Source organism: Paenibacillus sp. FSL K6-1122 (assembly GCF_037977015.1).
Taxonomy (GTDB): Bacteria; Bacillota; Bacilli; order Paenibacillales; family Paenibacillaceae; genus Paenibacillus; species Paenibacillus amylolyticus.
Map to the genome: position 1 here is coordinate 3,981,003 of NZ_CP150272.1, position 19,979 is coordinate 4,000,981.

The window sequence follows — 19,979 nt, forward strand, 5'->3', positions numbered from 1 at the left end:
AGGTAATTGGATATGTTTAATAAAATCAATAAATTTCCGGATGGTTTTCTGTGGGGTGGTGCTACGGCTGCCAATCAAATTGAGGGGGCATACCTAGCTAATGGTAAGGGACTAACGACCATTGATCTGATGCCGAAGGGGCCTAAACGTGATCAGGTTTCGATGGGTAACTTAAATTCGTTTGAACCCGAGGAAGGCGAGATTTATCCTTCACACGAAGCTATCGATTTTTATCATCGTTATAAAGAGGATATCGCTCTTTTTGCGGAAATGGGCTTCAAATCGTTTCGAATGTCGATTTCATGGGCTCGCATCTTTCCCAATGGTGGCGATGTAACCCCGAATGAAGCAGGATTGCAATTCTATGATGACGTGTTTGATGAACTTCTGAAGTATAATATTGAGCCTGTCGTTACTATATGTCATTTTGATTTACCTGTGAACTTGGCGAAAACGTATGGCGGTTGGAAAAACCGAATTATGATTGAGCTATTTGAAAAATACTCCAAAACATTGTTTGAACGCTATAAAACCAAAGTGAAATACTGGATGACATTTAACGAGATTAATATGTTATTGCATCTGCCTTATACAGGAGCTGGCATTATTTTTGAAGAAGGAGAGAATAAACAACAAGTTCTGTATCAAGCAGCGCATCATGAACTGGTTGCAAGTGCTCTGGCGGTTAAGGCTTGTCATGAAATTATTCCTAACGCCATGATCGGATGTATGTTGGCAGCTGGAAATGTGTATCCATACAGTAGTAATCCAGAAGATTACTGGGAAGTTATGGAGATGGAACGAGAGTCCTACCTCTTGATTGATGTACAATCTAAAGGGGAGTATCCCGGATATGCAAAACGCTTTTTCATCGAGAATGGAATTCAACTTCAGTTTGAGCCTGGAGATTTGGAAATTTTGAAGAAATATACAGTGGATTACATTGGTTTTAGCTATTATTCGAGCCGTTGTACCAGCGCTGATCCTGAAATACTGAAGAATTACACAGATGGGAATGTATTTGGTTCTGTAATCAACCCTTATTTGGAAACCTCAGAATGGGGATGGACAATTGATCCAAAGGGCATGCGGATTACTTGTAACCAGTTGCATGAGAGGTACAATAAACCATTATTTATCGTAGAGAACGGACTTGGTGCGCAAGATACTCTTCTGGATAATGATACCGTTGAAGATGATTACCGCATTAAGTATTTAGATCTTCACTTTGCAGAGATTGCTGAAGCAATAAAAGACGGAGTTGATATTATAGGGTATACAAGTTGGGGACCGATCGATCTTGTGAGTAACGGTACCGGCGAGATGAAAAAACGGTATGGGTTCATTTATGTCGACAAAAACAACGATGGCTCTGGCACGCTTCGAAGAATCAGAAAGAAAAGTTTTCATTGGTACAAAGACATTATTGCTAATAATGGGGCAGGGTATTTCCTTGATTAATTGATCGGTAGTATTCGCGTGTTAATTTAATGAAGCAGTATGACAAAAACATTTCAAGTATGTGTGCTAAATAAATACTTGAGGGGAAACAAGGCAGGCCACATAAGAGAATCTCTATATGTGGTCTTCTTTTAACTCCAAAAGACTTTGAGATGTATAATTCAATGTCCTCAGATCAATGTCGGAGGACAAAAACATTGTTCCATTCAAAGTCGCTATTATAGCAGCTTTTTTGATTTAAGGAACCCAAGTTCTTGTTCCAAGCTGAGGAAATGAGCATTGTGTCATTTTGGATTAGACAGTCACCTAAATAGTATTATGATGGATCTTCTATTGCGAGATAAAAGCCACATTAATATAAGACCTCGCTTGATTAACTATTTGTATCCGGAACTCATCAAGTTCCATCGAATATCACTATTTAGAAAATGAAGAAGTGTTGGCTGACAAATACGTTTGCCCATATTAACATGAAAGCCCAAACGTAATATTTTATACACCTCAATCTGTTGCGATGCTGATCAGAAGAAGCATCCAGGATGATTAAAAGAAAGTATTACAAAAATCAGTTGAAGCATATGTGAAGAGATTAAATTTACAGAGCCGTTAATCAGTGCAATGATGATTAACGGCTCTTGGTTGTGGCAAAAAGATAAGAAGAGGAAGGCAATGGAACATTGTTCTTGTCCCGAGCCAAGGACAAGAACTTGTACCGATTGCCGTATTGGACAAGAACATGTTCTTAGGAGAAATTAATTAGACAAGATTTGTTGGGATTGGTCTTCAGGGGATGCGAACGATGCTGACAATTTGGTGCAGGAAATGCAAGGAAAGTTTTTTATTTACGATAGTATTTAACTCGAAGGGAGGGAGAACGATGGATTGGTTGGAGAGGATGAAAAGTTCAATCGATAATATCGAAACAAATTTGGAGAACAATATCTCATATGATGAAATAGCGCAGATAGCTTGTTGCTCTACCTATCATTTTCAACGAATGTTCCCTTTCATTAAAGGAATCACGTTATCCGAGCACATCCGACGTCGTCGTTTGACATTAGCGGCTTTTGAACTGCAGGCAAACGATGCGAGGGTAATCGATGTTGCTATGAAATATGGATACCAATCGCCGGAAGCGTTCGCACCGGCGTTTAAGAATCTCCTTGGGACTATGCCGATATCTGCGCGCGATAAAGGCGTTTCCTTAAAAGCCTATCCTCGAATGTCCTTTCATATCTCAATAAGAGGAGATGTCGAGATAAATTACTGGATAGAACAAAGAGGAGCTTTCGAGATGTTCGGCGTTTTGTCTTGTGAGTCAGGATTTACAAATGTCATTTACTGATGTTCCTCAGTTCCGTAAGAAATGTGATGAGGACGGCAGTATGGATCTAATGAACGAGTTACTATGGCGGTTTGGTAATACCGTGCTGCATGCTGCCTTATATGACCATATGTTAAACGTTAACGGTATTGATCTTGCTTATGACAGTTATAGCGATGAAAAGCATGGAACCATTCTGCTGATTGCCGGGCTGGGAACACAAATGATCCGATGGACTGTTCCATAAAGCGTACGTATGCCCAATCTATGGATATCAACGGTCCGGTTTCTTTACTCAAAGGAATATTCAAAACGATGTTACAGGCCCACGATCAAAGACATGTAGATGAACATACGGAAGAACGAACGATGTTTATTCCTACTGGAAAAGTAACAACGACGAAGTTCAATTTGACGGAAGAAGACCAGCGTTTCTTACTGCAATCAGGACATGTTACAGCAACGAAATTTCTGGAAAGTTGGAATTTTGAAACGTACAAGAATAAATTCAGACAAAATCATGCAATCACACCGATGGAACTTTACTTTGCAGAACAGCAGGAGGGACATAAAATTTACCAATAACTATGATTTTCCCATGATGTATAACATAAAGAAACCATCATGACCACTCGGTGAACGGGTGGTCATGATGACTTAACATTGCCTATATCCTGCCTATTTAGAATAACGGATAGGGGGGTCATCCAATATCATAGATCCCTTTTTGCTTAACCAACAGCCTTCTTTATTACCCAGTGTACATTGATCCCCTTTAGTTTGCTTCGCAATAACTGTACTAGCTAGACCCTCTTCAAGTTCCTCTATATTCATCGTCGCGCCTAATGAAATAAACTCATTTCCATCACGGAGAAGAAGTGTCGGGTAGCTGTTTACTCCAAGGCGGTGTACTTGGGCAAACTCTGCGTGTGCCTCGGCAATTGCCGCTGGATCATTCAGTATTTTCATCACTTCATCAGCATCAAGGTTTTGCTACAGCGCAATTTTAAAGTAGTCTGTGGATTGCTAAGGCTTAAGCCATCTTTGAGGAAAGGAAGCATTTTATATGGTTCTTGCTAGCTTTGATCCGCCAGGTAATTTGGATGACTATAACAATATTTTAAATCAGCTTGAGGCATGGAGTGAATACATCAATGAAGTATTCACTTCTGCTGTTCAAGAAAATGAAGATGTACTTAGCCAAGGCAAAAGTCAGTTCTATAATCCTTTGGGGGCAAGTATGTTTGATGCGTCAGAAGATGCGACCATTGCATGGCCAGCTTTCCCCAAAATCCTATCTGAAGATTCAATGTTAACATGGAGGCAGGCAATGGCAACTGCCGACAAACGTCCTGCACCAGGAGAGTCTCGAATTCATGACGAGTATTTGGAATGGTTTGTGGAATACGACGAAGAAAGTAATAAAATTAAAAGAGTGACATTTACGTGCGAGGGTCCAGAATATTGGCAGGCAATGGCGCATGGACACCCATTTTCATCTATGAATTGGAGAATTAACGCTCTTGGTGATAAACAGAAAGTTCTTGAATTATACCGCCAATATGTTTCTCCTAATGTACAGCACGATGATCTGTTCCCAGAAGGCCAATATGATCCTTTGAATAAATGGAATACGAGTCATGGAGCAATGACGCACCCTGCTAATACATTAAGTGCTGAGATTAACTTGGCAGCTGATGCGACCAAACTTCGGAAAAATGGTGAAGGAGCGATAATTGGCGATCAGAATGAACTAATACGTTGTGCTAAATATGGAATTGAGAAGCGGGCAAGTGACCCCCTGATCGGTGGCGAAGTTAATGCACTGGCACGACAGGGTGCACTGATTACTCTGAAGAATCCTGTCGGGCTCTACATGTCTGAGCCGAACACAAGTGGTTGGACTTCACCTGACAACAGCGATCCACTAGATTATTGGAAGGTAGTGCGTGGTGGTCCAGGGTTTGCGGTAAGAGCTGTGTATGAGGTGCCTTTGAACAAAGAGTTCCTTGTTGGTGATATTGAGATTGGAGGCAGACCTATTGAATTCGGTGGGCAAATTGCTGAGCACCTTTTTGTCAGATTGATCGGCTCATATTCCCGCCTGGGTGGAGAAGCCAGTGAGGCCCAAACGTGTACTAATCAGGGTATGACTTCCCAAATGATAGCTGAGTCGGATATGGGAGATGAAACACTAGGAATACTGAGAAACCGTAGGAGGGAGGTTGGTATAAATGGTAGACGGGCTGGAAGAACCATTACTGGATATCAATGAGATAACAAGGTAATTCGGTACCTGGTTTTAATAAGGACTACCAGAGATTTCTATTCTTCGATATTTTTGAACCCGTATTGGCAAAGCGGTGGCTTAGTTATTGGACCCCATATGTCTCGACGGCACAAGGAGTAATTCAGTTCAACCGGCTTTATCAATTAATGCGGGAAAGACGTGGCGAAGAGCCTGACGGGATCATGGCAACGTGGTTGAAAAAAAGTAAAACTACTTATATATAAGAAAGGCCTATATACATATGTACAAAATACGAGTTTTGTGAAACAGTACTAATGATTTAAAAGCTGCACAGTGATTTTTACCCCTGTACAGCGAATTCTTTATATTTTTCGAATTAGTCCCAAACTACTTCTGTTCCTGCTACAAAGTCATGAATCGCACGTCGATCCTCACGCAGACCGACCATAAAAGCACTCACAATAACTCCGATACCCAAAGTTAATACGTACACAAGTCCAGCTACAACAACTCGCATCAGCATCGTACCAATTTTTGGCGGTTCGTGTGTATCGTATTGGCGGATTCGAATTCCACATATGCGTTTGCCTATGGTTCGACCATACCAGTAAACTGGTAATAAAATTGAGTATAACGCACTAAGTAGCTTGGCAATCGGCTCATCCGTATCAAAGTTACCCGTCAGCACACCTGCAATAATCACTAACGGAATTGAAATAATAAGACTATCCAATACACCTGCTCCTAATCTAATCCAAAAACCTGCTTTATACAAAATGCTTTCCTCCAAACTACAATTTTAAACTAAATGGCTAATTTACTTCATGAACTCCCTTCATTAAAATATCTAACTTTATGTACACAACCCAAATAGTATAACAGAAAATTTTACCTTTTTACGATAAAACTCCTAACTCATTTTAATTGCATCCTTTGTGAATTTTATAACAAACTATCGAATTAACTTAACCGCTGTTCATGTTCACTAACTACTTACTCTTACATAATCCTTTCTAACTGAGCCCCTAATGAAAACACCATAATAATTATGTAAACCAAGAAAGCTACTCAACATTTGTTAAGTAGCCTTCTGTTCGTTCTGCATCTGCCCTCTTCGCCAAATCTTATTCTCCACAATGGCATAAACTAAACCGGCGATGGCAAATATCCATATCGATGTCATTCGGTTCAGATGGTATCCATTCACGAAATATGGATTGTACATGAGATCAAAAACCCACAGCCCGCCCCATCCAAACCCAATCATATAGATGAAAGTTCTCACCATAGGAAAGCATACATATTTCCGCAACAACCATGAGATCGGGCTAATAATAACAACATAAAAAGCGACTAAATAGTGACCGAATCCCAGGATAAGCGAAAGAATATATATTAATCCCCCTGCATTGCGTAAGCCGTAATACTCTGTCGTTGTAATATGGTACCCTTCAACCCTTTCAAGAACGAGATATGCAGTCAAGCTTATCCCTATAAATATAAGTCCTAATACCATGTACCGTTGAACCGCGTTCACCAACATCAGATCACCCCAATGTCTAAACGCAGCCAGAACCGCTCAAGTTACATGATTTCGAACAAATTCCACAATTCCACAATTAACATAGGCGTTGTTAGGTTCTGTTAAAAGTTAAATTTAATCTATCGTTTCAATTGCTCTAATCCAACGACTACTTCTGTCCTTCCAGAATCATCGTACCCAAACGGTCCATAAGCTCCATTCTCCCCATCGCTGTGTACGAATAATTGTAATTATCGACATTGGAGATTTTATAGATCTTTTCATTTTTCACTGCGTTCATGTTATTCCAAACCTTGCTGTCTACCATCTTATTCTCGCTATTCTCCATTAATAACAGACGATCCGGATTAACGGTAGCCAAAGCCTCCAGTGCGATCTGTTTACCGCCCCAGCCCTCTGGATCAGGGATCCCCTCTGTGCGCTTGAGGCCCCATTCACCGTATAACATCTCAGCTGCCCCTTTATTGGAATAGATGACTAGGTTGTTTGGATATGTCTCAATTACGGCAAAGGATTCACCATGTACAGCCGCCTCCAGCTTTTGTTTCCACTCTGCAGATTTCGCATCATACTTGGCCAGATATTCATCTTTCTTGCTTTCTTCTCCAAACGTATCTGCCAAGAATGTCAGGCGTTCTCTCCAATCATAGTAAGAGTAAGGCAATGCAATTGTAGGTGCAATTTTAGATAAAGTTTCATATTGATCCGTGTTGAAATCCTTCCCCAAGATGATCAGATCCGGATTGGCTCCTGCTATTGCTTCAATGCTAAACGGTGAACCATACCAGCCCAGATTAACGATATCTGCACTCAGATGATCCTTAATGGTTGGTGTGATTTCCTCCGGGTTACCGTAATCCGCGCTCATCGTGGCCACAGGTGTTTTCCCAATGATCAGTAGCTCTTCTGTAGAGCCGGATAGATCAACAATGCGCTCTGGATTCAAAGGGATCGTAATCTCTTCTCCATTTGGGTTAGTAATCATTTTGGTCGTTGCTTGTGCAGTCCCCTCTGAGGAGCTCGCCACTTCATTGGTCGTCTGGGTCGTTCCACAGGCCGCCAACGTGAGCATACAGCATAGTGCAATCCATACAGGAATTCGTTTAAACATCGTTGTCATTCTCCTTTTATGTCAGTTCATTAGCCACATGAGGCTTATTTGCTTCAGTTTATCTATCTCATCGAACTCATTATTATCCGTTCACTTTTACCTGCCAGCCTTCTGCATCCTGTTGTAATTGCCACAACCGAGCGTAGATGCCTGAGTGATCTAACAAATGCGCATGAGTTCCTTGCTCTACGAGCTGACCATGGTCCAATACAAGGATCTGATCGGCATTCTGAATGGTCTTTAATCGGTGTGCAATCAAAATAACCGTCTTGTCCGCGACTAACTCATTAATCGCTTGCTGCACTGCGGCTTCGTTCTCCGGATCAAGTGAAGCGGTGGCTTCGTCGAGCAAGACGATCGATGCATTTTTCAACAAAGCACGTGCAATGGAGATCCATTGCTTCTCCCCACCAGATAACGTCGATCCACCCTCGCCAACGAGCGTATCGTACCCTTGAGGCAGACTGGAGATAAACTCATGACAACAAGCTCTCCGTGCTGCCTCCTCAATCTCGAATTGCGAAGCATCTTTCTTTCCTACACGAATGTTGTTGCCGATCGTATCCTGGAACAGATACACGTCTTGGAAGACCACAGAGATATCCTGCAACAGCTTCTCGGGGTCCATCTGATTAACGGGTCTGCCACCAATGCGAATGGTGCCTTGCTGTACATCCCAGAAGCGGGCAATGAGACGTGTGACTGTACTCTTACCACTACCGGATGGGCCAACCAAGGCAGTAATGGTATGCGGCTCAATCGTAAAGGACAAGTCTTTCAAGACCGGCTGCCGGTCATCATATCCAAAGGTCACCTGGTCGAATGAAATCGCCTGATTGGGCTGTACATCTCCCGTTCCTGCCATCTGGGCCTCCTGCTGCACATCCATAATGCGTCTTGCACTATATGCTGAGTACCGCATCTCCCCATAACTCATCAGTACAACCGTTAACGGTTCGAATACCTTTGTACCTACCAGCAAAAATAACAGAAATACCGGTAAGGACAACTCACCACCTGCAAGCAAATAACTGCCCACCAGAATCATCCACGTCATCCCCGATCGTGCGAGCAACATCGCGCCCATGATCATCGGTCCCATGATACCTTCCAACCGAATGGAAGCTGATTTCAATTCGTCAAAAGAACGACGCAGCCGTTCAAAACGTTTGCCCCCCATATTGTGGGCCTTAATCTCACGAATACCGCTCAGATACTCCTGCAGTCGACTGGCGGCTTCGTTTTTGGCTCGAACATGGTTCTCACTCAGTCGTGCCTGAATGGAATCCGTAAGCCATAACAGAGCCACACCTAAGGGAACCGCAACAAACATGGCTACGGCCATTCTCCAATCCACCAACAGAAGTCCGCCAAAAGCAAGTACCGGAAGCACAATCGCGCTGATCAGCTGCGACAGATTGTGAGAGATCGTATGCTCGACCTGACCATAATCACTCAGGATCAGATTTGTCAGATCCCCAGGATCACGTTTTCCGAAGAATCCTAACGACAGATGGCGAATATGTTCGGCCAGCTTTAACCTTCCTGAGGCCGCGAGGCTGTATGCTGCCCGATAGGTCTTGTCATAGAGCGAAGCATAAGCCACATACTCCACCAGAAGCCAGGCAAACAGGATGCAGCATACAACCCACATTCGGTTGATATCCAGTCCTTTGTCTGGTCCAGCGAAAGACTTATAGATCGTATTGAATATATCCACAAGCAGCGCCGCAGGAACAATCTTTGCAATCCCGTCCAGAATCGCTGCAATTACCGAAGGTAGCAGACTACGCGGGTTACCCCCAGATATATTGTATAAATAATTCTTCATCGTCCTGCACCTCCAAGCTTCCAGGAAGTTGCACTGATATGGGCCTGCCACATGTGCTCATATACTCCTCCTAATGCACGCAATTGATCATGTGTCCCACGCTCGGCAATCATTCCCTTTCGGATCACGAGTATTTGCTCGGCTGCACGAATCGTTGTTAGACGATGAGCAATAATCAGTACCGTTTTGCCTTGAACCAATTGGGCCAGACCTTGCTGGATCTTGTGTTCATTCTCTGCATCCGCATAGGCCGTCGCTTCATCCAGGACCAGAATGGGAGCATTTTTGAGCAACGCCCGTGCAATTGCAATTCGCTGTGCTTCACCGCCAGATAGGTACGTACCGCCTTCTCCGATTTTGGTGTCATATCCGGCATCCAGTTTCTCAATGAATTCATGACAGCAAGCAGTTTGAGCCGCAGCTATAACGTCCTGTCGTGAAGCTGATGTATTGCCCATCCGAATATTTTCTTCTATTGTATCGTAGAACAGATGTACATCCTGAAATACAAAGGACACGGTATCCATCAGTTTCTCCGTACCCATCTCCTGAATCGGAATTCCACCAATCGTAATCTCACCTTCCTGCACATCCCAGAAACGAAGTAATAGATTCGCAATGGTTGACTTCCCCCCACCAGAAGGTCCGACAAGTGCAGTCATCTCTCCTGCTTTGGCTACAAAATCAATCTGTTCAAGTACAGGTTTATATGCTTCGCTCTCCTTACGTTCATAAGCAAAAGATACCTGCCGAAAGGCAACCTCATATGTATCTGGAACTTTGGGAAACACAGGTTCTTGTACAACCGGCTCGGCAAACACCGATTCAATCCGTTTCTGTCCTTCCACAATCTCTCGCATCCCACTACCCAGATACATTAACTTCAATAACGGTGCAGATAGACTCGGGGTAATGATCAGAAACAGAATAAACGTGATCGCAAACGACTGATTCCCCGCATTTCCACTCGAAAGCAGAATACCCACCGGAACGATGAAGGTAAATAACGAGATCATGATTACAAAAAACAGCCCGTAGGATGTTTTACACAAATCAGTTATTTTCAACGAAATATCCCGGTACCGCGTCACCGCCTGTTTAAACGTCAGAAACGAATCAGCTGTAATGCCAAATACTTTCACCGCTGGCATACCTCTCACGTATTCAACACCCGTCGCATTCATCTCTTCGATGGCAAGTTGAAAATCACGATAAGCCTGACGGCCTTTTTCGCTGCGGAAAAGGCGACTTTGGAGCCAGAACCCTATTCCAATCGGAACCAAAAGCGTCAGCGCCATGCGATAATCGAGCCAGAACAGATATCCCAAGAGCATCAGTGGAATAACGATCGCACTTACCAGGTCCGGCAACTGATGGGCGATAAATTTCTCGATTTTCTCCACACTGACTTCGATGATCTTCTTGAGCTCACCGGTTGCTGTCCGGGTGTGATACCCCATGGGTACTTTGGCAACATGTTCCGCAAGCCTTACTCTGAGCTGGTACAAAATGTTGAACGCAGCGATGTGTGAGCACATCCCCCCGATATAGAGCGCAATAAGCCCTGCAATCAGGGCTACGAATGCGACGATCCCCCAATAGATCAACAGATCTCTGTCCATGGCAGATGGTTGGCCCGCATGAGTTAGCAGTTCCTCGACGATCTTGTACACTCCGATAAAAGGAACAATCTGCAACAGACTCGATAGGGTCGAGAAGATACTTGCTGTAATCAGCAGACCTTTGCGCTCCTTCGTTACTTGCATTAGTCCCGACACTTCAGATGTGTTGTTCATCTCATCCCTCCTGATATTAATAATCATTCTCAATATAGCGCAGTGCTATATACGCACATTAATATCTCATAGAGCCCTGAATGATCACTACCTCTTCACGGAGCAATAATACCTCATCACGGATTATTGTTGTCTCACAGCATCTTATAAGCCCTATTGGACATATGACCTCGTCGCGTAACTTGAGAATGACTGGTGAAGTATTTACATTCTCGCCAAGCAAAGAAAATTGTTGTTGGAGAAAGTTTTCGTTTTTGATTGTATAGATAAATATGACTTCTTTGATCTGTAACTCCCGTAATATTTTCCATTTCGTATGGATAAATATGTGAAGTAGTTACTTACATCATTTAACTGCCGCCTATTGAACTCAACTATAAGTATGTTATATTAAATTTTATAATGCTATAACATACAAAAGGAGTGATGCAATGCAATCGCCAGTATTAACTATTGGAGAACGGTTAAAAGAAATACGAGCAACGAGAAATCTTACACTTGAAGATGTTTCTAAACTTACTGATGTAAGTAAGCCTATGCTTGGACAGATTGAAAGAGGACAGTCTTCACCAACGATTACAACTCTTTGGAAAATCGCAGTGGGCTTAAAAGTTCCTTTATCTTTATTATTGGAAGAGCTAGAAGATGAGTGCAATGTGGTTGATACACGGTCCAAAGACGCTATCATTGAAAATGATGGAAAAATGAGAGCATTTCCTGTTTTTCCTTTTGACCCTACCCGTAACGTTGAAATATTTTATATCGAATTTGATCCTGGATGTCACCATCCATCTGAAAGGCACCTTGATGGTGTGGAAGAATATGTTTTTGTGGTACAAGGTATGTTAGAGCTGGTAGTCAACACAAAAAAAATTGTTCTAAAAGAAAATCAAGCACTCCGCTTTCGTGCTAATGTTTTTCATTCCTATAATAATCCCTATCAAGAACCATGTGTCATTTACAACATGATTTTTTACCCAAGAACATAGGCAAGTTTCATCTATAATCTTCTAGAAAATATTTAAAAATGAGGTGTGATGATTATGGCAATTGAAAAAGTAAAAGATTTTTTTAAACAATATGGTATGGATTCTGAAATTATCGAATTTGAAGTATCTAGTGCAACCGTGGATTTGGCTGCAACTGCATTAGGTTGTGAGCCAGAGAGAATCGCAAAAACACTTTCTTTTATGGTGAATGGACAAGCTGTTTTAGTAGTTGCTGCCGGGGATGCAAAAGTGGATAACAAAAAATTCAAAGAGTATTTCAAAACAAAAGCAAAAATGCTTTCTCCTGATGAAGCCATTGATATGGTTGGTCATGCCATTGGAGGTGTTTGTCCATTTGCTATTAAAAATGATGTTTCTGTTTATCTAGACATATCTCTAAAACGTTTTGAGACAATCTATCCAGCTTGCGGGAGTAGCAATAGTGCTATTGAACTTACAATAGAACAATTAGAAAAATACTCTAGTTATTCAGAGTGGATTGATGTATGTAAAGGATGGAATGATTGATTTATAGTAGTTCTATATGGGGTAGCGCCAACATTTTGACTGTTATATAAGCTAAGCATCAGCGGACATTTGCTTAAAGCAGGAAAAATCCGCTGTCTTTGTGCCTTAACGTCCCTAGCGTATATTTTCGTTAAAATGTTGGCTGTACCCTCAATCACTCATGGAAAGCTTTCCAGAACGAACCTTCTGTATTAATGATATCCTTGATCTGGACAAAAGGAATCGTAAACGTTGGAAACCCTGCCGCATAGGGTGCGATATCATACGGGTTGAAGTAGAGATGAAGAGCATCCGCTGTGACAAAAAACGGCTGCTCCCCACTAATCCCCGTATAGGTGTCCGGAAACACATACGAGTATTGAGGATCATTTTTGATCTGATCCCCCACAATCTGGCTCAACACTTTTACATAGTCACTATTCGGTTTAAATAAATCCTTTAGCTCATACAACTGACCATTTGTCAGATTAATGATCGCATAGATCATCGTAGGCATACCATGCGCTGCACCCGCCGGGTAGTTATAACCTGTGAGTTGCAGTTGCAGCAATTGTTGCTGATAAAACGTAACATCAAAATCACCTGTATACGTATAATCCAGCTGCTGATCGGCAGGGATCGGTTTAACCTGAGAGAGTTGCTTCAACTTGGCATTCAGCGCAATTTGCTCCGCTTGGTTCGTTAATCCCTCCACCTGCGGATAATATACGAGGTAGTCCCTGTTTGGTTTGTACTTCTCTTCGCGTACACGGTACGGTGGATGAAGTGGAACGATTGTATTTTGCCGCCAGATGATCTGTCCTGCCCGATTCACATACGATAAACGCTGGTCTACATAGGCCTTAATCAGATCTGGTGCCACGACCTCCAGCGTACCCGAACCTTCTACATGTGGATACCCAGCGGCAGGTCTTCCACTCAGATCCAGCAGATAGGTTTGTCTGCCATCCGATGCGGAAGCAAGACCGTTTTTGTAATTGCCTACTTCGCGATATAGGAACTCCGTAAGTCTTCTGCCATTGGTATCTGCAATCGCGTATACAGAGCCAATATACGGCTGCTCCGGATTAATTGCTTGCCCTAGCGCATAACGATGCTCGCCTAGTTCGCGGATATCATTATAGGCGGGTTGAATGATAAACGATCCCTCCGTATTAATAACACCGTAGATCGATTTGTAGTCCTCTGCTGTGTTAACAATCGCTTGCCCATCGTTAAAAGGAAATGCCGATGAAAATTTGGGCTGAATACGAATATTACCCCGTTCGTCGATGTACCCATATTTGCCAGAGGCCTCTTTTTGAAAAGCGAGCAGTCCATCCCCTAGTGGTCCCACATAGGCATATGGATACGTTGCGAGCCGATGTCCATTGCGATTAATGAGCGCATATTCATTGTCCTTGATCTGCACAACCGCTTTGCCATCTTGAAAATCGTTCGCCGAAGCGAACTGTGCCGGTATCACCTCATTGCCCAACGCATCCAAATAACCATACCGACTCACCGATCCATCTACCTGACCAGGATTAGAATCGTAAAATAACGCTCGACCGTCATTCATATTTGAAATATACGGGTATGCCCGTTTGGTCAGGACTGTACCTTGTTCATTAATCATCTTAAATCCTTGAGAATCAATTGTTATCGCCCGTTCTTCGGAAAAGGAATTGATGGAATCGTATACAGGTTGAACGACATACTGGCCCTGAAGATTAATAACGCCGGCACGACCATCCTTCACAACCACAGCCAACCCATTGGGCTGAAACTCTTGCGCGTCATCCAGTACCGGCTCAAGCCGAATGTGGCCTTGTGCATCCATGTACCCCCAACGCGTCCCACTCGTGGTTCGAACGGAGACTGGATATAACCATGTCGCTACCCGGGCATGACTTATAGGGACCATTGCCTGCTTAATTTTCTTTTCCAGCTCCAGCAGCGCCTCTCTGGAAGGGTACGCTTCCGGGAAGCTGAGTGCCTTCTGAACTGAAGCGAGAGCTGCCGGATACTGGCCCGCGTGGTACTGAGCATCCGCAAGGTAATACCAGTAAAAGATATAATCAGGATATTGCTGGGTTAGTTGCTCGTAATATTGCACCACTTTGGGATAATAGGTTGCATATACGTCCGGTGCAGGAACCCATTTCCCATTCTGCCATCGGATAATCTCCACACGATAGGCTTCACCTGTGTCATGTATCCAGAGTGCAATCTCCACTTTCCCATCTCGGCCATGCGGACCAGGCATATCTATAATCTCTGCATAGCTATAGTATAGATCGTCAGGCGCCAGATCTTTGAGCCCTGATTCCGTCCACTCATATACGGCAAGCTTAGACCAGATAGAACCAATCCGCCAACCGATAATGAGATTGTTCCTTGCCGTTGAAGTTACAGGGGCTGCAGTCATTAAAGTCACCCCATACCCCAATCCCTTAATTAGTGCCATCTTGATCCAATGTCCTTGAACAAATTTCAGAATGAGCAAATACAGCTCACCATTCAACTGATAGACTGCAGCAATCTCCGGCATACCGTCACCGGTAAGATCTGCCGCATAGATCGCTGGATGTTGAACAGGTTTATCAATAGTGACGACCGTTGCACCAGCCGGAATATGTTGATTCACAATTTGCGTTAACAGCGGTTCGCTCATGGACATCTCAATTTCCTCCCTTATGACCGCATTCGCCTAATGGTATGCGTCATAAATCAGGATATGACATGTAATTCATTTTATATAAGTTGAACTAAAGAATATTCTCACTTACCACTCCGATAACAGAACAGCCTTCTGATTGCACTTATTCCCCGATTCTTTGATTCACTTTTTATATTATTTATCTTGCAAAGTTACTTTCTCTCCATTGATTAGCAGGTAGCTCACATCATTCACCGGAATGGTCTTAGGGGATATCCACTTAATGAAATCCTGATCCAGCTGGAGGAAACCGGATTCGCCAGTCAACTTTGTACCATCCTTCAGGTGCACTTCAATACTCAGATCCTCCATCCGAATCATACTCAGTGCCTCACCTGTAAGTGTGACACCCACCGGGGAAAGAGTAACATTTGCCAGTGAGGCTCCATTTGCATCAAGCTGAATGTTTCCTGTTTTACTCAAAGCATTTTGACTCAAGTTAAAGGTCGTTTTCCAATTTCCCTGCACAACTTCACTTATGCTCGTAAAGCTGCCTTGAATTCTCAGCTTATCTAAATTGTCAACAGCAGACAGATCATACACATACTCAATGTAATCCCCACCAATGTCTACTCCATTTTTCATGTATCTCCCGTAGCTAATGGAATATTGGGGAATATCGAGCTTTTGACCTTGCTCATCCGTGAAGTAGAAATATCCATGATTATACTCGCCTATCTCATTATTCGGATTAATCTGAATGTGTAACTTGCCCTCCACAAAACCTATATTGGAAATATGCATCCAATCAATACCGGAAACGGGGATATTCGTTACATCCTGATGCAGTACCGGAATAGGATCAGTTTCCAATTGAATATCGGTTGTACCTCCCAAGCCACTTATACGATCTCGCTCCAGGATTTGATAACTATTGTTTTGCTTTTCTTGTAACAACTGCTTCCAGTCCACTTGTACGTTGTAACCATCTTGTCGAGAGGTACCCGACATCAGCGTATTGATCTGAACGGTAATGCGATTTTTGCTGACTTTTCCTTGAATGAGGAATCGGACAATAGCCGTTTTATTCGTATCATCATAATGAATAATCTGAGCGTTGTTTGCATTACCTCCAGTGACACTGTAATCATACACATCCAACGTATCGTCAATGCGATGCCCAGTCAGATCCGATAATGAAACATAGATTTCCGTTGTATCTCCGTCCCTGACAGCGCCTATAACCTCCATTCGAATCCCTTGATCTTCACTCACCTGGTGAACAGGCTGAAGAATGCCAATCCGATCTGCACCTATAAAATGAAGAACAGTAGACAGATCAATGATCCCAACTGATGCAGCTGCCCCTGTAACCAGACATAACGATAACGCAGCGGTTACAGGAATATAGATGGCTTTGCGATACTTTTTTCTTTTATTCATGGACTTCTTTGTCTGTGCGGATGGATCGGATGGATATAATACAGGTGGATAAAATGATGTATCTGATCTTGTAATGTTTGTTGGTTCATTCATCGCCAATTTATCATAGAACAACTTTTTAATGTTAAAGAGGTTCTGCTCAGTGAATTCTTTTTCGGATTCTCCCATATGATCGCCTCCTTTATTTCCTGTTCATCCACCATGTCCTCAATCGTTGCCTGGAGCGATAAAGCTTGTTATGGACTTGCCTAACGTGTAGGGACAATGCTTCCGATATCTCATGGGGTCTCTGTCCTTCATAAAACCGACGTTTCATAATCTCCCGTTCCGGTTCTGGAAAAGATTCAATCATTTGATTAAGTTCCGTATATGTCTCTTTACTGATCATCTGAACCAACAAATCATCCGTTTGCACCGAATGAATCTCCTCTTCATATGTAAGCTCAGTTCTTCGATTAAGTTTCCGGTAGCGATCAATCGCTTTATGTTTTGTGATTGTTGCAAGGTAATTTTTCAGGCTACTTCGCCCAGACTGGAATGCATCCGGATTCTGCCAAAAAGCAAAAAATGTATCTGCTACGCATTCTTCAATCTCTTCTGTCGATGCATGATGTAGGATGGAATGAGCAATCTTCCATAACAAACCTGCGTAGTGGTTCATCACCCATTCCATGGCTTCAGGATCACGATTCGCTACTGCCTTCCGTATCTGTTCTTCTTCCACGATTAGATGTCCCCTCCCTTCCATGCTCATATGATCACGAGTGCTCGTGTTGATCCGTGCTTCCTACCTATATTCGTTTGGCAAATGACTTTTACTTACTCCACGATAAAAAAAGATTTGCAGTGACCTTGTGGTCTTCTACAAATCTTTTTTTATCCTATAATACATCTTGTAATACATCTTGTTTATTACATCATATCGCTCTCATGGGTCTTCGCTTAGAATACTAACCAATATTACGCCTCTTCTTGCACACTCAATTGTACATATTGGGTGAGACGACAATACTGAAATAACAGCAACTCTTCATTACCTTGTCCAAGAGCCACGCTACGCCCTTCCTTGATGAGGTGATTCAACAACTCATGCAGGAAACTCATCTGCAACCGCAAGGATTCCGCTGCGAGCTGCTCAAGTACCTCAATATCTCGGATCGTAAACTGAGATAACCCGCGCAGCAGCAACTCTTCTGACCAGCCGTTAATTTTCTGCATGAACTGATTATATTCTTCCAAGTCTGCCCATCCTCCCATTACCGATATCCATTTTCAGACTGAGCACCGTTTTGCCCTTCAGGAAACTGATTGGGCTAATCCGTTTTGGTTCCACACGCACAAAGGCATAGAAGTGTTCAAGCGATTGGGAACCATATCCTGACTCCAGTCTTTGGATCATCGCCTGCCAGTCAGATGAATACGGGAGAGTGAGTGCCAGTCTTTCCCCTTCGGTATTCTCAACCGTCAGGACAAGATCCTGCGTTTGTTTGACAAAGTTATGGTCCACGATTCGAGCAACTTTGATCACTGCCAATCGTTCTTTGGGAGCAGCAAACAAGTCGAACGATCGCGATTCCTCTTGAAGTACTGACGTTACGTCTTGCATGGTTTTGCCCATATTCAACGTTTCCACACCCGTTCGTGGCAAAATCGCAAGCTTGGCACCTTCCCCGGAAGAGATCCGGCGTTCTTCATTCACTTTTACTGAATGGAATTGAACTTCTTCACCCACAAACTGGCGAAAAGTCAGATTAGGCAGCCATGGTGTGAATGCACCATAATGCTCTGTATATGAGAACTGCTGATCATCATAATATACAGCACGTACATCGCTATAGGTGTAGATTTCCTCATCATCGAAACAATAGAAATAATAAGTGATTCCACGGAAACCGGATCGTGTCTCCCACGCGTCAGCTCCCAGTCCATACAGGTGAAGTGAAGGAACCGTAAAGTATTTACTTCGAAAACTGCCAATGAGCTGACTCTGCTGAATGACAGACACCTTTTCTTCTTCAAGAACCTGGAGTGCAAGATATAGCTTGCTTACCCGATCCAACATGGATTGCATGGAGAAACGTATATGTCTGTTGAAAAACAACTGTAGTTCTCCTTGAATCCCTCGTAAACTGCGTTCTATGTCAGGCAGGTTGCCACTATGAGCTGCAATTGCCAAAGTCTCCAGTTGTGCCATATAGGACTGAGGAAGGCGGGCCAGTCCCGTCTTCAACAATCCTGCCAGCATAACCCGACATTCCTGCACTGTCTGAAGAGAGAACTTGGCCTCGTACACCCGTCCACTTAATGCATCCGTATCATCCAGACCTTTAAAGTTCCGGTACCGTAACAAAGCTTCAAGCTTGGCCATTTTCCCGGCTGTCTGTTGCACCTTACATAGTGCTTTCGCAAGGTTCGGTTCCTCCGTAAAAGACACCTCGATATTCTGGGTGGTCAGATGAACCGTAAGAAGTGAATCTTCAAAGATCTTAATTTCCTCTGGGTATCTCAGTCGGAAAACAACTTCCTCAATCATGGAAGAACTATACGATTTAATTAACACGGGAAGGTCAGACTCCGTCATCCAGCGGAAGCGAGACTCGATCTCACGTGACACCGTATGCGGAATTTCGCTTGGATCGTCCACATTTGATACTAAGTTTGATGCTGATTCTGTTACTGATACGTTTTTTGGTACGTCCAACGGATCATTATCCGATATCCCTGAGTCCTTATCCAGCGCATGCTTATCGTCTAAATTCATTGAATCCTCTGCCGTATATTCCCTTTGATCATACAGAATTGCAATCAGCACATGCTTGCAGATATGATCGGCCGGGCAGGAGCATTCCCAATGATCCAGCGTATTTTCAAGCGTACATTGTGTCCCGTCACTGAGCTGACAACTCACTGATGCTTCATTCCATGTGTATGTTACAATTACACCGTTGTCCAACTCTTTCAAAGACCTTTTGTACAACCCCTTGTTGGCATACCGAATCAAATAATCCTCCGTACACAGCTTCGAAAAAATCCGGAATTTTTCCTTGAATCCACTCACGTC

General features: G+C 43.1%; 15 protein-coding genes and 1 pseudogene. 6 read left to right on the forward strand and 10 right to left on the reverse strand.

The window, feature by feature from the left end; translation table 11 throughout:
- Positions 1 to 12: 12 nt before the first annotated feature.
- From NSQ20_RS17980 to NSQ20_RS17990, 3 genes and pseudogenes are all read left to right on the forward strand, one after another.
- On the forward strand, positions 13 to 1,461 hold the full coding sequence (locus NSQ20_RS17980) for a 6-phospho-beta-glucosidase (RefSeq protein WP_340030476.1): 1,449 nt from the start codon (positions 13 to 15) through the stop codon (positions 1,459 to 1,461).
- Positions 1,462 to 2,338: 877 nt separating this feature from the next.
- Positions 2,339 to 2,915 (forward strand): annotated as a pseudogene (locus NSQ20_RS17985) (helix-turn-helix transcriptional regulator); the annotation flags it as partial.
- A 185-nt stretch (positions 2,916 to 3,100) separates the two neighbouring features.
- On the forward strand, positions 3,101 to 3,370 hold the full coding sequence (locus tag NSQ20_RS17990) for a hypothetical protein (RefSeq protein ID WP_340030477.1): 270 nt from the start codon (positions 3,101 to 3,103) through the stop codon (positions 3,368 to 3,370).
- Positions 3,371 to 3,463: 93 nt separating this feature from the next.
- Here NSQ20_RS17990 and NSQ20_RS17995 read toward each other — a convergent pair whose 3' ends face one another.
- Entirely contained in the window at positions 3,464 to 3,757 is a 294-nt protein-coding gene (locus tag NSQ20_RS17995) for a hypothetical protein (RefSeq protein WP_162158985.1), read from the reverse strand.
- 94 nt (positions 3,758 to 3,851) lie between these two features.
- On the opposite strand from NSQ20_RS17995, the gene NSQ20_RS18000 reads away from it, so the two are divergent.
- On the forward strand, positions 3,852 to 5,060 hold the full coding sequence (locus tag NSQ20_RS18000; protein WP_340017583.1) for a hypothetical protein: 1,209 nt from the start codon (positions 3,852 to 3,854) through the stop codon (positions 5,058 to 5,060).
- Between the two features lie 352 nt (positions 5,061 to 5,412).
- On the opposite strand, the gene NSQ20_RS18005 is transcribed toward NSQ20_RS18000, so the two are convergent.
- The 4 genes from NSQ20_RS18005 to NSQ20_RS18020 form a co-directional block, all read right to left on the reverse strand.
- Complete coding sequence (locus NSQ20_RS18005) at positions 5,413 to 5,811, reverse strand: RDD family protein (RefSeq protein ID WP_081746009.1); 399 nt, start codon at positions 5,809 to 5,811, stop codon at positions 5,413 to 5,415.
- A 916-nt stretch (positions 5,812 to 6,727) separates the two neighbouring features.
- A complete protein-coding gene (locus NSQ20_RS18010) occupies positions 6,728 to 7,690 on the reverse strand; it encodes an ABC transporter substrate-binding protein (protein ID WP_340030479.1) in 963 nt (320 codons plus the stop codon).
- 82 nt (positions 7,691 to 7,772) lie between these two features.
- Positions 7,773 to 9,521, reverse strand: a complete 1,749-nt coding sequence (locus tag NSQ20_RS18015; RefSeq protein ID WP_340030480.1) for an ABC transporter ATP-binding protein — start codon at positions 9,519 to 9,521, stop codon at positions 7,773 to 7,775.
- Positions 9,518 to 11,317 (reverse strand): ABC transporter ATP-binding protein, encoded by a 1,800-nt coding sequence (locus NSQ20_RS18020; RefSeq protein WP_340030481.1) that lies wholly within the window; start codon positions 11,315 to 11,317, stop codon positions 9,518 to 9,520. The genes NSQ20_RS18015 and NSQ20_RS18020 overlap by 4 nt, the downstream gene beginning before the upstream one ends.
- Before the next feature lie 431 nt (positions 11,318 to 11,748).
- Here NSQ20_RS18020 and NSQ20_RS18025 point away from each other — a divergent pair, with 431 nt between their 5' ends.
- Both NSQ20_RS18025 and NSQ20_RS18030 read left to right on the forward strand, forming a co-directional pair.
- On the forward strand, positions 11,749 to 12,306 hold the full coding sequence (locus NSQ20_RS18025; protein ID WP_036673696.1) for an XRE family transcriptional regulator: 558 nt from the start codon (positions 11,749 to 11,751) through the stop codon (positions 12,304 to 12,306).
- A 54-nt stretch (positions 12,307 to 12,360) separates the two neighbouring features.
- Positions 12,361 to 12,834 carry a YbaK/EbsC family protein gene (locus NSQ20_RS18030; RefSeq protein ID WP_036673697.1) on the forward strand — a complete coding sequence of 158 codons (474 nt, stop codon included), beginning with the start codon at positions 12,361 to 12,363 and terminating at the stop codon, positions 12,832 to 12,834.
- 154 nt (positions 12,835 to 12,988) lie between these two features.
- On the opposite strand, the gene NSQ20_RS18035 is transcribed toward NSQ20_RS18030, so the two are convergent.
- From NSQ20_RS18035 to NSQ20_RS18055, 5 genes are all read right to left on the reverse strand, one after another.
- The gene (locus NSQ20_RS18035) at positions 12,989 to 15,496 is read right to left on the reverse strand and encodes a WG repeat-containing protein (protein WP_340030482.1); all 2,508 of its coding nucleotides are present in this window, start codon (positions 15,494 to 15,496) and stop codon (positions 12,989 to 12,991) included.
- A 174-nt stretch (positions 15,497 to 15,670) separates the two neighbouring features.
- Entirely contained in the window at positions 15,671 to 17,086 is a 1,416-nt protein-coding gene (locus tag NSQ20_RS18040; RefSeq protein ID WP_340030483.1) for a hypothetical protein, read from the reverse strand.
- Between the two features lie 13 nt (positions 17,087 to 17,099).
- Positions 17,100 to 17,642 carry a sigma-70 family RNA polymerase sigma factor gene (locus tag NSQ20_RS18045; protein ID WP_211083611.1) on the reverse strand — a complete coding sequence of 181 codons (543 nt, stop codon included), beginning with the start codon at positions 17,640 to 17,642 and terminating at the stop codon, positions 17,100 to 17,102.
- 236 nt (positions 17,643 to 17,878) lie between these two features.
- A complete protein-coding gene (locus tag NSQ20_RS18050) occupies positions 17,879 to 18,157 on the reverse strand; it encodes a hypothetical protein (protein WP_100527492.1) in 279 nt (92 codons plus the stop codon).
- Positions 18,144 to 19,976: a hypothetical protein gene (locus NSQ20_RS18055; RefSeq protein ID WP_340030484.1), complete on the reverse strand. Its 1,833-nt coding sequence runs from the start codon at positions 19,974 to 19,976 to the stop codon at positions 18,144 to 18,146. The genes NSQ20_RS18050 and NSQ20_RS18055 overlap by 14 nt, the downstream gene beginning before the upstream one ends.
- Between the last annotated feature and the right edge of the window lie 3 nt (positions 19,977 to 19,979).

What these genes read in the sequence shown, in the direction of transcription:
- NSQ20_RS17980 (WP_340030476.1), top strand. Translation starts at nt 13, where the DNA reads ATGTTTAATAAAATCAATAAATTTCCGGATGGTTTTCTGTGGGGTGGT.
- NSQ20_RS17990 (WP_340030477.1), top strand. Translation starts at nt 3,101, where the DNA reads ATGTTACAGGCCCACGATCAAAGACATGTAGATGAACATACGGAAGAA.
- NSQ20_RS18000 (WP_340017583.1), top strand. Translation starts at nt 3,852, where the DNA reads ATGGTTCTTGCTAGCTTTGATCCGCCAGGTAATTTGGATGACTATAAC.
- NSQ20_RS18010 (WP_340030479.1), bottom strand. Translation starts at nt 7,690, where the DNA reads ATGTTTAAACGAATTCCTGTATGGATTGCACTATGCTGTATGCTCACG.
- NSQ20_RS18015 (WP_340030480.1), bottom strand. Translation starts at nt 9,521, where the DNA reads ATGAAGAATTATTTATACAATATATCTGGGGGTAACCCGCGTAGTCTG.
- NSQ20_RS18020 (WP_340030481.1), bottom strand. Translation starts at nt 11,317, where the DNA reads ATGAACAACACATCTGAAGTGTCGGGACTAATGCAAGTAACGAAGGAG.
- NSQ20_RS18025 (WP_036673696.1), top strand. Translation starts at nt 11,749, where the DNA reads ATGCAATCGCCAGTATTAACTATTGGAGAACGGTTAAAAGAAATACGA.
- NSQ20_RS18030 (WP_036673697.1), top strand. Translation starts at nt 12,361, where the DNA reads ATGGCAATTGAAAAAGTAAAAGATTTTTTTAAACAATATGGTATGGAT.
- NSQ20_RS18035 (WP_340030482.1), bottom strand. Translation starts at nt 15,496, where the DNA reads ATGTCCATGAGCGAACCGCTGTTAACGCAAATTGTGAATCAACATATT.
- NSQ20_RS18040 (WP_340030483.1), bottom strand. Translation starts at nt 17,086, where the DNA reads ATGGGAGAATCCGAAAAAGAATTCACTGAGCAGAACCTCTTTAACATT.